This is a genomic window from Acidimicrobiales bacterium (assembly GCA_036273495.1).
Classification (GTDB): domain Bacteria; phylum Actinomycetota; class Acidimicrobiia; order Acidimicrobiales; family JAJPHE01; genus DASSEU01.
Genome location: DASUHN010000160.1, coordinates 1 through 14,656, shown reverse-complemented (window position 1 = coordinate 14,656; position 14,656 = coordinate 1). Strand labels below are relative to the sequence as shown.

Annotated in this window: 11 protein-coding genes; 9 read left to right on the top strand and 2 right to left on the bottom strand. The window is 74.0% G+C overall.

Annotation, left to right across the window (positions count from 1 at the left end; all coding sequences use genetic code 11):
- The 4 genes from VFW24_06750 to VFW24_06735 all read left to right on the top strand — a co-directional run.
- Positions 1 to 982, top strand: a 982-nt coding sequence (locus VFW24_06750; GenBank protein ID HEX5266453.1) for a cyclase family protein, incomplete at its 5' end; no start/stop codon positions are given.
- 32 nt (positions 983 to 1,014) lie between these two features.
- On the top strand, positions 1,015 to 2,487 hold the full coding sequence (locus tag VFW24_06745; GenBank protein ID HEX5266452.1) for a radical SAM protein: 1,473 nt from the start codon (positions 1,015 to 1,017) through the stop codon (positions 2,485 to 2,487).
- Positions 2,488 to 2,636: 149 nt separating this feature from the next.
- A complete protein-coding gene (locus tag VFW24_06740) occupies positions 2,637 to 3,179 on the top strand; it encodes a hypothetical protein (protein HEX5266451.1) in 543 nt (180 codons plus the stop codon).
- A 58-nt stretch (positions 3,180 to 3,237) separates the two neighbouring features.
- Entirely contained in the window at positions 3,238 to 4,452 is a 1,215-nt protein-coding gene (locus VFW24_06735; GenBank protein HEX5266450.1) for a hypothetical protein, read from the top strand.
- Positions 4,453 to 4,500: 48 nt separating this feature from the next.
- Here VFW24_06735 and VFW24_06730 read toward each other — a convergent pair whose 3' ends face one another.
- Together VFW24_06730 and VFW24_06725 are read right to left on the bottom strand one after the other, a co-directional pair.
- Complete coding sequence (locus VFW24_06730) at positions 4,501 to 5,979, bottom strand: diguanylate cyclase (GenBank protein HEX5266449.1); 1,479 nt, start codon at positions 5,977 to 5,979, stop codon at positions 4,501 to 4,503.
- A gap of 69 nt (positions 5,980 to 6,048) precedes the next feature.
- A complete protein-coding gene (locus VFW24_06725) occupies positions 6,049 to 9,825 on the bottom strand; it encodes an ATP-binding cassette domain-containing protein (protein ID HEX5266448.1) in 3,777 nt (1,258 codons plus the stop codon).
- A 388-nt stretch (positions 9,826 to 10,213) separates the two neighbouring features.
- On the opposite strand from VFW24_06725, the gene VFW24_06720 reads away from it, so the two are divergent.
- The 5 genes from VFW24_06720 to VFW24_06700 form a co-directional block, all read left to right on the top strand.
- Positions 10,214 to 10,459 carry a hypothetical protein gene (locus VFW24_06720; protein HEX5266447.1) on the top strand — a complete coding sequence of 82 codons (246 nt, stop codon included), beginning with the start codon at positions 10,214 to 10,216 and terminating at the stop codon, positions 10,457 to 10,459.
- Positions 10,460 to 10,466: 7 nt separating this feature from the next.
- The gene (locus VFW24_06715) at positions 10,467 to 11,531 is read left to right on the top strand and encodes an ATP-dependent DNA ligase (GenBank protein ID HEX5266446.1); all 1,065 of its coding nucleotides are present in this window, start codon (positions 10,467 to 10,469) and stop codon (positions 11,529 to 11,531) included.
- A 10-nt stretch (positions 11,532 to 11,541) separates the two neighbouring features.
- A complete protein-coding gene (locus VFW24_06710; GenBank protein HEX5266445.1) occupies positions 11,542 to 13,047 on the top strand; it encodes a carboxylesterase/lipase family protein in 1,506 nt (501 codons plus the stop codon).
- Positions 13,044 to 14,102: a prenyltransferase gene (locus VFW24_06705; protein ID HEX5266444.1), complete on the top strand. Its 1,059-nt coding sequence runs from the start codon at positions 13,044 to 13,046 to the stop codon at positions 14,100 to 14,102. Before VFW24_06710 ends, VFW24_06705 begins: the two co-directional genes overlap by 4 nt.
- A 158-nt stretch (positions 14,103 to 14,260) precedes the next feature.
- On the top strand, positions 14,261 to 14,656 hold a 396-nt coding region (locus VFW24_06700), incomplete at its 3' end, for a hypothetical protein (GenBank protein HEX5266443.1).

Genomic DNA, 14,656 nt, shown 5'->3' with positions numbered 1-14,656 from the left:
CGTGGGGGAGGAGCGACTGCCGTCCTACGACGAGCTGCCGGTGCGCGACGGGGCGCCCCGCGGGTCGTCCTGGGGGGTCTGGGGGGACCGGGACGTGTTCGGCTGCCTCAACCTGCTCACCCCGGAGCGGGCGGTGGGGGCGGCGGGGCTGGTGCGGAAGGGGGCCACCTTCGCCCTGAACTGGGACATGGGCCTCCCCGACCCGCCCCTGTTCGGGCGCCCCGCCTTCCAGCACCAGGTCCACTGGCTGGCCAACGAGGTCGGCCACGACGACGAGCTGTCCGGCTGGAACACCCAGAGCTCCAGCCAGTGGGACGGCTTCCGCCACATCCGCAGCCCGGAGTACGGCTTCTACGCCGGGGTGGCCGACGAGGACCACGGGATCCACCACTGGGCCGCGCGCGGGCTGGTGGGGCGGGCCGTGCTGGTCGATGTGGCCCGGTTCCTCGAGGGCCAGGGCCGTCCGATCTCCATGGACTCCCCCCACCCCATCGAGCCGGACGACGTGGCGGGAGCCGCCCGGGCCCAGGGGGTGGACATCCGCACCGGGGACGTGCTGCTCATCCGCACCGGCTGGATCAGCTGGTACCGGGGGCTCGACGCCGACCGCCGGCGGGCGATGGCGGAGAGTTTCGCCACCCCGGGCCTGCGGCCGGGCATCGCCACGGCCCGGTTCCTCTGGGACCTCCACGTGGCGGCGGTGGCGGGGGACAACCCGGCGCTGGAGGTGTGGCCTCCCGGGGCCCTCGCCACCCCCGAGCAGCTCCAGGAGTCCCTGGCCGACCCGGACAAGCGGGCCGAGCTGTTCTGCCACTTCAGCCTGCTCCCGCTCCTCGGCCTTCCCATCGGGGAGATGTGGGACCTCGACGCCCTGGCCGAGGACTGCGCCGCCGACGGGGTCTACGAGGGGCTGTTCACGTCCGCTCCGCTGAACCTCCGGGCCGGGGTCGCCTCACCCCCCAACGCCCTCGTCGTCAAGTAGCGGATCGAACACCAGTTCGATAAAATCACCGGATGGCAGAGGGCCTCCGGTGGCGCCTGGCGGGGGACGACGCCGGCCAGGGCAGCCTGTTCGACGCCGACGAGCTCCTGGACCGCCACTTCGGAACGGGCGAGTTCAAGGGCATCGAGTTCCTGCACGTCAACGCCCGCCGGATCATCAACGAGGTGCCGGCGTCGTCGCGCATGCCCTTCCGGTACACGATCAACGCCTACCGGGGATGCTCCCATGCTTGTAGCTACTGCGTGTGGGAGGAGACCGCGGTCCTCATGGGAGACGGGACACGGCGGCGGATCGCGGATCTCCGAACCGGAGACGTCGTGTTCGGAACGATCTGCGTCGGCAATCTTCGGCGATTGGTGCGGACACCCGTGGTCGACCACTGGCGGACGCTCCGAGATGCATGGCGCGTCTTGCTGGCAGATGGCACGGAGCTGATCGCGAGTGGAGACCACCGCTTTCTGACACCGCGCGGCTGGGCCCACGTTGCCGTCGGACATCCTGCCGCGGGGCCGGTGCTCTCTTCGAACAACAGTCTGATGGGTCCGGAGCTGTTCGGTGGCTCACAGGATGATCTGGATGGCGCCCAGGTCGGCACGGCCCCGGCCCTGGCGATCAAGGCGGTGGAACCTCTTGCGGTCAAGGTGTCGATGTACGACATCACCACCGGAACTGGAGACTTCATCGCCAACGGGGTGGTGAGCCACAACTGCTTCGCCCGTCCGACCCACGAGTACCTCGGCCTGAATATCGGCTCGGACTTCGAGTCGAAGATCGTCGTCAAGATCAACGCCGTCGAGCGGGTGCGCGCCGAGCTGGCCGCCGCCAGGTGGAGCGGTGAGCCCATCGCCATGGGAACCAACACCGACCCGTACCAGCCGTGTGAGGGCAAGTACCACCTGACGCGGGGGATCGTCGAGGCGTTGAGCGATGCCCGCAACCCCTTCTCGATCCTCACCAAGTCGACGCTCGTGCTGCGTGATCTGGATCTGCTGGCCGAGGCGTCGAGGCGCACGACCGTGCGGGTCAGCCTGTCGATCGGAACGCTCGACGAGGACGTCTGGCGCGCCACCGAGCCGGGCACGCCCCATCCGCGCCAGCGGGTGAACGCGGTGCGCAGGCTGAGCGAGGCCGGTGTGGAGACCGGTGTGCTGGTGGCGCCGGTCATCCCCGGGATGTCCGACGGCCGGGCCCAGGTGGGCGAGGTGGTCCGGGCCTGCCGGGAGGCCGGCGCCGGGTCGGTCTCGACCATCGGCCTCCACCTGCGGCCCGGGGTCCGGGAGCACTTCATGGGCTGGCTGGCGCAGACGCGGCCCGATCTCGTGCCCCGGTACCAGAGCCTGTACGGGGGCGGCAGCTACCTCCCGAAGGCCGCCCAGGAGCGCCTGGCGGCGGTGGCGGCGGAGTCCGGTGAGCTGCGCCGGGGCTTCACGACCGGCCACGAGCGCGATCCCGGGGAGCCGGCACCACCACCGGCCGGAGAGTGACCCGACGGTTAGAAGGGGATATCTCAACCGAGGTGGTTGACCACCCGGGGAGGTGCTGAACCATGGAAGGCTACGAAAGAGAGCCGATGTCAGCAGAGCCGGCGACGGGCCAGATGCCGGTCCCGGCGGCTGGCGCCGAGAAGGAGACCGTGGCTGGCCCCGTCGGACGGGCGGCGTTCGCCGGTCTGTTGATGATGCTGATCGGAGCGTGGGGCGGGGCCGTCGCCTACTTCGGCCCCGACATCGGGTTGAGCTCGGCCGGGGCGCGTTCCTGGCAGTGGACGACGGCGCACACGATCCTGAGCCTGGCGCCGGGCGCAGCCGCCGTGGTCGGCGGTCTCATGGTCATGTTCGGATCGCGGCTCCTGGTCGGAGGTCTGCAGCGGCTCGGCGCCCTGCTCTCGTTCGGGGCGGGCGGCTGGTTCGTCCTGGGCGCGGCGGTGTACCCGGTGTTCTACGGCACGTCGGCGCCCGGCTACGGGCACGTCGCCGGTGGTCCGCTGATGAACCTGGCCGCGGTGGCGGGCTACGGCGCCGGCGTGGGGATAGCCCTGTGCCTGCTGTCGGGCGTGGCCATGGCCTGGAGCCTTCCCCGCGTCATGCGCAGCGGGCGGGCCATGCCGGGTGCGGTGCGGCGCCGGCCGGCGGAGTCGGGGCTCCCCCTGCGCAACACGGAGCCCGTCGGGGTCTGACGTGAGTGCCTGACGTCAGCAGCACGTGACGGGGCACGGGTGGGCTTAGAGTCCGCCTGTGCCCCGTCTGCGCGTCTTCCCGCTGGCTCTCACCGCGCTGATCCTGGCCGCCTGCTCCTCCGGCCACCCGGCGGCGCGGGTGCGGTCGACGACGTCGACCAGCTCCTCGACGACGTCAACGTCGAGCCCCACCACGACCTCGAGCTCGTCGACGTCGACGACGCTCGGCGGACCGGCCGGGGGGCCGGTGCCGGCGGGCTTCCAGCCCGAGTCGGTGACCTTCGTGTCCGCCCAGCGGGGCTGGGTGCTTGGTTCGGGGCCTTGCTCGCATCCGGTGTGCACCTCGGTCCTGCGCACGACCGACGGGGGCCGGACGTGGGCGGGGATACCGGCGCCGGTCGCTCCGCTCGGTCCGGGGGAGGAGGGCAGCCCGGGAGTAGCAGAGCTGCGCTTCGCCGACCCGCTGGACGGCTGGGCGTTCGGGTCCGAGCTGTGGTCGACCCATGACGGCGGCGCCCACTGGAAGCAGGTGCACCTGCCGGGGGCGCAGGGCCTGCCCGCCTCGGTCGTGTCGTTGGAGGCGGGCGGCGGGGAGGTCTACGCCCTCGACATCCCCGGCACCCAGCAGTCGGCCGGTACGGCCGCCGCCCAGCTGTACCAGACCGCGGCGGGAGCCGACGCGTGGACGGCGGTCACCGGAGCCAGCGTGCCGGCGGCGGAGGCGGGCAAGGTCGTCGTCTCCGGATCGGGCGCATGGGTGGACGTCCAGACCTCGGGGGCCCAGGCCGTCTTCCTGGCCCGGGGCACCGGAGGGTGGAGCCGGCACCCGCTGCCCTGCGGCCAGCCGAGCCTCACCCTTGCCGCCGTCACCGCCACGGACATGGCCACGATCTGTGCCGGCGGCGGGGCGGCGGGCCAGCAGCCGAAGCAGCTCTACTCGTCATCCGACGCCGGCTCGACGTGGCACCCGGTCTCGTCGGGTCCGATGGCGGGGGACACCCTCGGCGCCGCCATGGCCTCACCGTCGGTCGTGGTGGTGGCGGCGGCGTCGGGCGCCTCGTTCCTCTACGGGACCTTCGACGCCGGGCGCAGCTGGTCGACCGTCTACCAGGACACGGCCGGCGGCGGGGCCCCGTGGCGCGATCTTGGCTTCACCGACGCGAGCCAGGGGGTGGTCGTGGAGGGTCTGCAGCCGGGTACCGCCGGCCTGCCCCCGAACCGTCTGCTGATGACGCGCGACGGCGGCCACACGTGGGCGCCGGTCACGTTCTGAACAGCGGTGCGGGGTCGACCGGACGTGGTTGACCGGAACGCCGTCTGATCAGACGGCCAGCTCGACCAGGTTCTCGCACACCCGGTTGCGTCCGGTCCGCTTGGCGGCGTAGAGGGCGGCGTCGGCCTGGGCCAGCGTGGCGGCGCCCGGCTGTCCGGCGTGGTGGATGGCAACCCCGGCGCTGAAGGTCGTGCGGGGGTCGGTGTCCCGCCACGTGGCGCGCAGGCGCTCGGCGGTTACGAAGCCCTCGCCGCCGGCGCCGTGGAGCACGACGAGGAACTCCTCGCCGCCGTAGCGGGCCACCAGGTCGGCGTCGCGGACGCCCCGGCCGAGGTGCTCGGCCAGGGCCTGGAGCACGGCGTCGCCGGCGCCGTGGCCGTCGGTGTCGTTGACGCTCTTGAAGTGGTCGAGGTCGATCATGACCAGGGCATCGCCGGGCTCGAGGGCGGACAGCAGCGCCACCGCATGGCGCCGGTTCCCCACGCCGGTCAGCTCGTCACGGACCGACACCTCGGCCAGCTGCTGGCGGGCCTTGCGCTCCTCGCCGTACAGCTCGGCGTTCTCCAGGGTGCGCCCGGCATGGGTGGCCAGCAGGCCCAGGGCCTCGGCGTCCTCGGCCATGATCGAGCGACGCACGCTCGCCGCGCCCAGGACCGCGGCCAGGCGGCCGTGGACCCAGACCGGACAGGCCGCGACCGACCCGGCACCCGCTCCCGCCAGCTCGGGGTAGTCCGCGTCGTGGCGCGAGCAGTCGGTGACGAGCACGGGCGCCCGCCGGGAGCGGACCAGGCCGGTCAGGCCCCAGCCGTTCGGGTAGGCGTGGCCGGCCAGGGCCGCCGCCAGCCCGCGGGCGTGGGTCATCGTCCAGGTGGTCGAGGACTCGTCGAACAGGGCCAGCCAGGCGGACTCCACTCCGAGGCCCATGGCGGAGTCGACGACGCCGGACAGCACCTCGTTCCCGTCGAGGGCGGTGATCGTGGTGGTGCCCCGGACCAGGGCCCGGAGCAGATGGGCGTGGTGCTCGGCGTCGGACCGGGCCCGGCCGACCTGGGCCATGGCCCACGCCACCGTCTCCCCGATCAGCACGCTGACCGGGATGATGACCGCCACCGACGAGACACCGCCGGCGGCGCCGCCCCCGTTGACCAGGAACGGCAGCAGATAGAAGGGCACGGCGGCGGGCGCCAGGAGGAGGGGCGTCCGGCGGGGGTGGCACAGCCCCACCCAGGCGAAGACCACCACGAAGAAAACGGCGTAGGTGTAGGGGGAGCTGGCGCCGTAGGTGTCCCCGAACGAGGTGAGCCCGAGCGCCAGGCCGACGAGGCCGAGGCTGGCCCGGGGGTGCCAGCGCTCCCAGGGCGCCAGCCAGACGGCCAGTCCCACCAGGACCGACACCAGGCCGGTGGCGTCCAGGGTGTTCACGTTGCGGACACCGTGACTGGGCAGCCGGCTGCCGATGAGGGTCACCACGCCGCCCAGGGTGAACAGCCACGCCGCCGACCGCACGAGCGTCCGGTCGAATGACATGCATGTGATATCGGCATTCGGCCGACGAAGCTGTAGGCCCATTCGGGCGATCTGCCCGTTTTCTAACGATCAGGCCCGGGGGGGACGGGCTGGCGTCCCGGCCCGGACCCCGCCTGTCCGGGAGCGGGGCGGCCGGCGGCCGGAGCGGGCCACGGCCACCTCGTCGCTGCCCAGGTAGGACGCCACCACGGCCGGGTCCTCGAGCACGGCCCGGGGCGGGCCCTCGGCCACGATCCGGCCCAGGTGCAGGCAGACCAGGCGGTCGGAGATCGTCGAGACCAGCGGGATGTCGTGCTCGATCACGACGAGGGCGGCCCCGGTGCGCTCCTTGAGGTCGAGGAGCACCTGGGCCAGGGCCTCGCTCTCGCGTTGGGCGATGCCCGACGAGGGCTCGTCGAGCAGGAGGACCCGGGGGCCGTGGGCCAGGGCGCAGGCCAGCTCGACGATCCGCCGGGTTCCGGTGGACAGCTCGGCTACGAAGGCGTCGCGGTAGCGGGTGAGGCCCATGGTCTCGATGAGCTCGTCGACCCGGCCGGCCACCGCCCGTTCGGACTCCACCACGGCGCCGACGTGGAGGATGCAGGCCAGCGGGTCGCGGACCTCGACGTGACGCTCGAGGGCGGTGGCGAGGGCCTCGGTCACCGTCATCGAGGGGAACAGCCGGGCGTCCTGGAACGACCGCCCCAGCCCCTGCTCGGCCCGCTCGGCGGCGCCGGCCCGGGTCACGTCGGCGCCGCTCAGCGCCACCCGGCCGTGGTCGGGGGCCAGGAAGCCCGACACGAGGTCGAAGAGGGTCGTCTTGCCCGCCCCGTTGGACCCGATGATCCCGAGGACCTCGCCGTCGGCCACCTGGAAGCTGACCTCGTCGACGGCCGTGATCCCGCCGAAGCGCCGGCTGACCTCCTCGACCCGGAGAGGGGGCGGGGCGGGACGGGCCCCCACGCCGTTTACGCCCACCGGCGCCGCGCCTGCTCGCGCCCGGCTGCGGCGGCGGGCCACGGCGGGGGCGCGCAGGAAGACCGACCGCAGCAGGTCGGGGCGCTCGACCAGCTCGGCGATGGGACCGGTGAAGCGGACCTGGCCCTTCTCCATGAACACCGCCCGGCCCGCCAGCGCCGCCGCCACGTTCACCGACTGCTCGACCACGACCACCGTCGTGCCGCCGGCGTTGATGTCGCGCACCACGTCGAGCAGCACCGCGACGACCGCCGGGGCCAGTCCGAGGGAGAGCTCGTCGATCACCAGCAGGCGGGGGCGGCACAAGAGGGCCTGGGCCAGGGTGAGCATCTGCTGCTCCCCGCCCGACAGCGCCGCCGCCCCGGTGTCGAGCCGCTCGGCCAGCACCGGGAACAGCTCGAAGATCCGCTGCCGGGCCGCGTCCAGGAATTCGGGATCGCGCCGGGCCAGCCACCCGGCCATGCGCAGGTTCTCGGCCACGGTCAGCGAGCCGAACACGCCCCGGCCGCCCGGCACGGTGACCAGCCCCGCCTCCACCCGCGCTATCGGGTCCAGATCGGTGATGTCCCGGCCCTCGAACACGATCCGCCCGGCGGTGGGACGCAACAGCCCCGCCATCACCCGGAGCACGGTCGACTTGCCGGCGCCGTTGGTGCCGAGCAGGGCCACGATCTCACCGGGGCGCACCGCCAGCCCCACGTCGAACAGGACCTGGACCGGTCCGTAGCCGGCGTCGACCGCCTCGCACGCGACCAGGGCGTCTCCGAGGGTGTCGACGGTATCGACGGTGTCGACGGGCTCGGCCGGCTCGACCGGGGCGGCGGTGCCGACCGGGTGGCCGGGGTCGGGCCGGCCGCCGGCGCCGGCAGCGGGGCGGGGCGGGGTCTCGAAGTCGGGGCGCTCGGCCAGGCTCGGCACGCTGAGGCCCCGCCGGTGGGCCACCAGGCGGAGGAGCCGGTCGCGCGCCGAGTACACCATCTCCCCGAGGCCGCCGGGGACGACCATCAGGAGCAGCAGCAGCCCGCCCCCGGTGGCCAGCAGCTGGAGGCCGCCGTGGAGGAAGTACTGCACGCTCTCGACGTACACCGCGCCCAGCAGGGCCCCGGGCAGCGACGCCACCCCGCCGATCACGACCATGGTGAACACGGTCAGGCTGCCGAGGGGGGCGAAGCCGGAGAACGGAACGCCACCCAGGCCGATCATGTACAGGGCGCCGGCCACCGCCGCCATGGCCCCCGACAGGGCAAAGGCGGCCAGCTTGGCCCGCGCCGGTTCCACCCCGTAGGCGGCGGCGGCGCGCTCGTTGTCGCGAACGGCGAGAACGGCCCGCCCGGCGCGGGTCCGCCTGTAGTTCCACGCCACCAGCACGGCCAGGACCAGCGCTCCCAGGCAGAAGTAATAGAAGGTCAGGAAGTCGTTGAGGTCGATCCGGCCGAGCAGGGCCGGGCGCCGCACCTCGGCGGGGGCCAGCGCCGGGAAGTACGAGGAGTTGAGGAAGAAGGTGTTGAGCGGCACGCCGAAGGCCAGGGTCGTGACCGCCAGCTGCTGGCCCGGGATGCGCACCGCCGGGATGCCGATGACCACGGCCAGGATGGCGCCCACGAGCGCCGCCACCAGGACGGCCAGGAACATGTCGGCGCCGGCCCCGACCATCAGGCCGGCGGTGGCCCCGGCGCCCACGCCCGCGAATCCGAACTGACCCAGGCTGATCTGGCCGCTCCACCCGGTGAGGACCACCAGTGAGACGGCGAAGATCCCGAAGATGGCGATGTACGAAGAGAGCGTGACCTTCGAGTCCGACATCCCCACGGGCACCAACAGCACCACCGCCGCCAGCGCCAGCCCCCCGGCGCGGCGGGCCAGGCGGACCTCGCGCAGCCGGGACAGCGCGGCGGGCACCGGCCGCACCTCCCGGGCCGCCACGTAGCCACCGAGGCCGGGGTCCTCCCCGCGTCCGGTCCGGCGCCGCTGCAACAGCTGGGCGGCGAGGATGATCACGAACAGGGCCAGGTCGACGGTCGAGGAGCGCGGGTAGCTCCAGAACACGACCTGGCGGAGCACCTCGATGCCGAGCGACGCCGCCACGGCGGCGGGCAGGCTCTCGAACCGCCCGATCACCGCCGCCGCCAAGGGCGGCAGCAGGGCCTCGGGACCGCTCACCCCGCCGAGGTCGGGCCCGACGATCGGCGCCGTCAACATGGCGCCCACCCCCGAGAGACCGGCGGCCAGCATCCAGGTGACGCGCGACAGGCGGCGCACCGGGATGCCGAGCAGGAGGGCCCGCTCGTTGGAGTCGGCCGCCGCCCGCACGGCGATGCCGGTGTCGCTGGCGCGGAAGAACCACACCAGGCCGGTCAGCACGACGGCGGCAACCGTCACCGCAACCAGGTCGTCCCCGTTGAACACGAACGGGGAGATACGCAGGTGGAGGCGGAAGGGCGTGGTGAAGGTGCTGAGTGGTTTCAGGTGGGCGAAGGCCCGGGGCAGGGTCAGCTCCCCCGCCCCCAGCAGCTGCAGGAGCCCGACCGTGGCCACGGTGAGGATCAGGCGGGGAGCGGTGAAGAACCGGCGCACGACCACGGCGTCGACCGCCCATCCGGTGCCGACGGCGACGAGCAGGCCCACCGGGAGAGCGGCGAAGTAGGGCAGGTGCCAGCCGGTCACCATGACCACCGCCACCACCGCCGCCAGGCCGCCGATCTCGGCCTGGGCGAAGTTGATGATCCGGCTGGTCCGGTACACGAGCACCAGGCCCATGGCCGTGAACGAGGTGAGGGCCCCGAGGACCAGGCCCTGAAGCACCACGCCCACGGGCACCCCGTTGGGCAGCACCGCCGCCGCCACCACCCACACCGGCAGCAGCAGCATCACCCAGCCGGCGCGGCGCACCCGGCCATTCTGACGAGCGGACCTCCGGCGCCGCGGGGAGGGATGTGGACGAGCTGTGGATCGTCACGGTCGCGGATGGGGATTTCCACTTGCACCCGGGGGACAACCTCCGGATTTCGCCTTCGTCTATTGACGGCAGCGGCGGGGGAGCGCACCCTGGAACTCGCCGGAAGGAAGCCGACCGGAACGGTCCAGAGGAGATGCCCCAGGCAGCTCCCCGACGGGCCGGACGGCGGAGAACCGGTGCGGGGCGCCGCAAGGCGCCACGGGACGGGCCCCGAGGAGCCCCGGCGCAAGCCGGGCTACTCGGGGCTTCGTCGCGTCCACGGGTCCGCACGGACAGCGGGAGTCCCGCTGCCACCGCTTGCCGGCGTGCTAACAAACCCGGGTGTCGTTGACCCACCACTACTCGGTCACCCGTGTCGGCGGGGAGCCGGTCGACCGCTGGTTCCACACCTTCGAGGAGGCCGACGCCTGCTTCGGGGAGCTGGCGGCGTCGGCCGCATCCGAGGGGTTGGAGCCGGCCGGTGAGTCCTACTGGCGGAAGCACTTCCGGGGGCCCGAGGGCGGCCCCGTCACGCTGGCCCTGGACGACCGGGGGCTGGCGCCGTGCGACCCGGACCGGGAGGGTTGAGGGCGCCGTGAGGCTGCCGGTGCTGCCGCCGGTGGCGCCGATGCTCGCCAAGCTGGCGCGGGAGCTGCCCGTGGCCGACGGGCTGCTGTACGAGCCCAAGTGGGACGGGTTCCGTTGCATCGTGTTCCGCGACGGGGATGAGGTCGAGCTGGGCAGCCGGAATGAGCGACCGCTCACCCGCTACTTCCCCGAGCTGGTGGCGGCCCTGCAGGAGCAGCTGCCGGACCGTTGCGTCATGGACGGGGAGATCGTCATCGTCGGGTCCCGCGGCCTCGACTTCGACGCCCTGCTGCAACGCATCCATCCCGCCGACTCGCGTGTGCGCATGCTGGCGGCCTCCACGCCGGCGTCGTTCGTGGCGTTCGACCTCCTGGCCCTCGACGACGAAGACATGCGCAGCCGCCCGTTCTCGGAGCGGCGCGAGCTCCTCGTCGGCGCCCTGGGACCGGCGGCCCCGCCCGTGCACGTCACCCCGGCCACGACCGACCCGGCCGTGGCCGGCGACTGGTTCCGCCGCTTCGAGGGCGCCGGGCTCGACGGGGTGGTGGTCAAGCGCGGGGACCTCCCGTACCGGGAGGATGAGCGGGTCATGGTGAAGGTCAAGCACGAGCGCACCGCCGACTGTGTCGTGGCCGGGTTCCGCTGGCACAAGCACGGGGGCATGGTCGGATCCCTGCTGCTGGGCCTGTTCGACGACCAGGGCACGCTGCACCATGTCGGGGTCACCGCGTCCTTCACGACCGCCCGGCGCAAGGAGCTGGTCGACGAGCTGGCCCCGTACCGCGCCGAGAGCCTCGACGGCCACCCGTGGGCCGCCTGGGCCGGCGCGGAGGTGAGCGGGCGCATGCCCGGGGGCCACAGCCGCTGGAACGCCAAGCGCGACCTGTCGTGGGAGGCCCTGCGCCCCGACCTGGTGTGCGAGGTCGCCTACGACCACATGCAGGGGGACCGCTTCCGGCACGCCGCCACCTTCAAGCGCTGGCGCCCGGACCGTGAGCCGCCGTCGTGCACCTACGCCCAGCTGGACACGGCGGTGCCGGCCGAACTGTCGGCGGTGTTCGGGGCCTTGTAGCTTCGCCGCCATGGTCGAACCGGTCGTGGAGACGGCGCAGGGCAAGGTGCGGGGGCGGGCGGGAGAGGGCGTGTCGGCGTTCCTCGGCATCCCCTACGCCGCCCCGCCGATCGGGGCCCGGCGCTTCCGGGCGCCCGACCCGGCCGAGCCGTGGGCGGGGGTGCGCGACGCCCTCGTGGCCGGGCCGGTCGCGCCCCAGCTGCCCTCTCCCCTCGAGGCCCTCCTCGGCCGGCGCGAGCTGGTGTGGGACGAGGCCGGCTGCCTGACGGTGAACGTCTGGACGCCGGCCGCGGACGGCGCCGCCCGGCCGGTGATGGTGTGGGTGCACGGCGGGGCGTTCCTCAACGGGTCGGGATCGGTGCCCTGGTACGACGGCAGCCGCCTGGCCCGGGACCACGACGTGGTGGTGGTCACGCTCAACTACCGGCTCGGCGCCCTCGGCTTCCTCCACCTCGCCGACGCCGCCGGGGAGGCGTTCGAGGGCTCGGGGCTGGCCGGGGTCCTCGACCAGGTCGCGGCCCTGCGCTGGGTCCGGGAGAACGCCGCCGCCTTCGGCGGCGACCCGGGCAACGTCACCGTGTTCGGGGAGTCGGCGGGGGGCATGAGCGTGGGGACGCTCCTGGCCCTGCCCGCCGCCCGGGGGCTGTTCCACCGCGCCGTCCTGCAGAGCGGGGCCGGCCACAACGCCCACTCCCGCGAGGTGGCCGGCCGGGTCACCGCCGATTACCTGGCGGCCGCCGGGCTCGACGGGGCCGAGGCTGCCCGGCTGCGGGACATGCCCGTCGATGCGGTCCTGGCCGCCCAGGGCGTGATCGGCCAGTCGTACGTGAGCCGGGGCCTGGCGTTCCAGCCGGTGGTGGACGGGGTCCTGTTGCCGGAGGTCCCCGTGGACGGGGTGGCGGCGGGATCGGCCCGGGACGTGCCCGTGCTGGTGGGGACCAACCTGGACGAGTGGAACCTGTTTGCCGCCGCCGACCCGAAGATGAGCGGCCTCGACGAGGGGAAGCTGGTGGAGATCGTGGCCGGGGTGTTCGCCGGCCGCGACGCCGGCGCCGCCGTGGCGGAGTACCGCCGGACCCGGGCGGGGGCCAGCCCGGGCCGGATCCTCTCGGCCATCACGACCGACTCGACCTTCCGCATCCCCGCCGTCCGGCTGGCCGAGGCCCACACGGCGGCCGGGGGGCAGGCGTGGATGTACCTGTTCACGTGGGCCACGCCGGTGTTCGACGGGCGGCTCGGCTCCTGCCACGCCCTGGAGATCCCGTTCGTGTTCGACAACCTCGACAAGCCGGGCGCCGACGCCTTCGTGGGCCCGGACGCCCCCGCCCCCCTGGCCAAGGCGATGAGCGCCACGTGGTGCGGCTTCGCCCGGGACGGGGACCCGGCCGGCGGGCCCCTCGGCCCCTGGCCCGCCTACGGGCCCGGTACCCGCTCGACGATGGTGCTCGAGCCCGACGCCCACCTCGAGGACGACCCGATGGGTGCCGAGCGGGCCCTGTGGGAGGGGATCCGATGACCGGGACGCTGGAGCCGGGAGAGGCCTCCGGCGCCGCCACCAGGACGCCCGCCGACCAGGGCCTCCTCTCGCGGTGGGCCGAGGTCATGCGCACGACCAACCCCCCGGCCGGGGCCCTCGACCCGGTGTCGAAGTGGCTCGTGCTGACCCGGGCGGCGGTGCTGCCGATGACCCTCACCGCCGGGCTGGTGGGGGGCCTGCTGGCCGTGCGCCAGCCCGGGTTCAGCTGGGGCTGGTACCTGCTGGCCCTGGCCGGGATCCTGCTGGCCCACGCCGCCAACAACCTGATGAACGACCTGTTCGACGCCGAGGTCGGCGCCGACACGGCCAGCTACCCGCGGGCCCTGTACGCCCCCCATCCCCTCCTGTCGGGACTGATCACGAGGAAGGGCCTGGCGGGGGCGTCGCTGCTCGTCAACGTCGTCGACCTGGCCATCCTGGTCGTGCTGACCGTGGCCCGGGGCTGGCCGATCCTCGTGTTCGGGCTGGCCGGCTTCTTCCTCTCCGCCGCCTACACGGCCCCGCCGCTGCGCCTCAAGAAGCGGGCGCTCGGTGAGCCCGACGTGCTCGTGGTGTGGGGGCCGCTGATGGTCGGGGGCACCTACTACGCCGCCCTGGGCCGGGTGGGCTGGCACGTGATCCTGGCGTCGGTCCCCTACGGCCTGCTCTGCACGGCCGTGCTTATGGGCAAGCACATCGACAAGATCCCGTGGGACGCCCCGGCCGGCACCACGACCCTCCCCGTCCTCCTGGGGGAGCGGTCCGGGCGGCGCACCACCCAGGGCCTGATGGTGGCGTTCTACGTGCTGGTCGTGGCGTGCGTGGCGGTCCGGGCCCTGCCCTGGCCCGCCCTGGCCAGCCTGGCCGCCCTGCCCGCCCTGGCCAAGGTGTGGGCCCCGTTCTCCCGGCCCCGCCCCGAGGCGCCGCCGGAGGGGTTCCCGGTGTGGCCGCTGTGGTTCGCGGCGGTGGCGTTCATGCACACCCGCCGGGCCGGCGCCCTGCTGGTGGCCGGCCTGGCCGTGGCCGCCCCCGCCGGTATCCGCCCCGTCGGTTAGAGCCTTCGAGGGCGCGCCTCCGGGGCAGGAGAACGGGCCGGGGTCGCAGAAGTCTGGGCCGAGGTGGGACGTGACCGGCGTCACGGGCTGGAGCGCGCCGGCCCGTCTCCGGGGACCGACCCCGGGCACGCCTCATCGGGACTGGGGGAAGACTGCCGATGAACCGCTCGACACTGGCCCGGCGCTACCTGCCGCTGGCGGCCGTGGTCGCCATCCAGGCCCTGATCATCGCCGTGGTGCCCTCCACCGCCCCGTCCGGGTCGGTGAGCGCGAGCGGGAACGGGGGTACCGGCGGCTTCTCGGTGGGCTCCGGCGGATCGGCGGGCAGCGCCGCCGGAGTGGGGGCCTCGACCGGGGCCGGAGGCACGTCGGGCCTGGCGGGCGGCAGCGTCTCGGCCGGCGGCGGCGGGGGCGGACTCGGGGCCACGGGGGGCGCCGGAGGCCCGGCCGCGGCGGGCGGTGGTACCTCGGGTGGGGGCGGGACCGGCGGGGCGGCGGGCTCGGCCTCGTCCGGGGACACGTCCCACTGCGTGGGCGGGCGCGAGTTCGACCCG

Excerpts from the sequence above, each read along its gene's own strand:
- VFW24_06730 (HEX5266449.1), bottom strand. The coding sequence starts at position 5,979 with ATGTCATTCGACCGGACGCTCGTGCGGTCGGCGGCGTGGCTGTTCACC.
- VFW24_06705 (HEX5266444.1), top strand. The coding sequence starts at position 13,044 with ATGACCGGGACGCTGGAGCCGGGAGAGGCCTCCGGCGCCGCCACCAGG.
- VFW24_06710 (HEX5266445.1), top strand. The coding sequence starts at position 11,542 with ATGGTCGAACCGGTCGTGGAGACGGCGCAGGGCAAGGTGCGGGGGCGG.
- VFW24_06745 (HEX5266452.1), top strand. The coding sequence starts at position 1,015 with ATGGCAGAGGGCCTCCGGTGGCGCCTGGCGGGGGACGACGCCGGCCAG.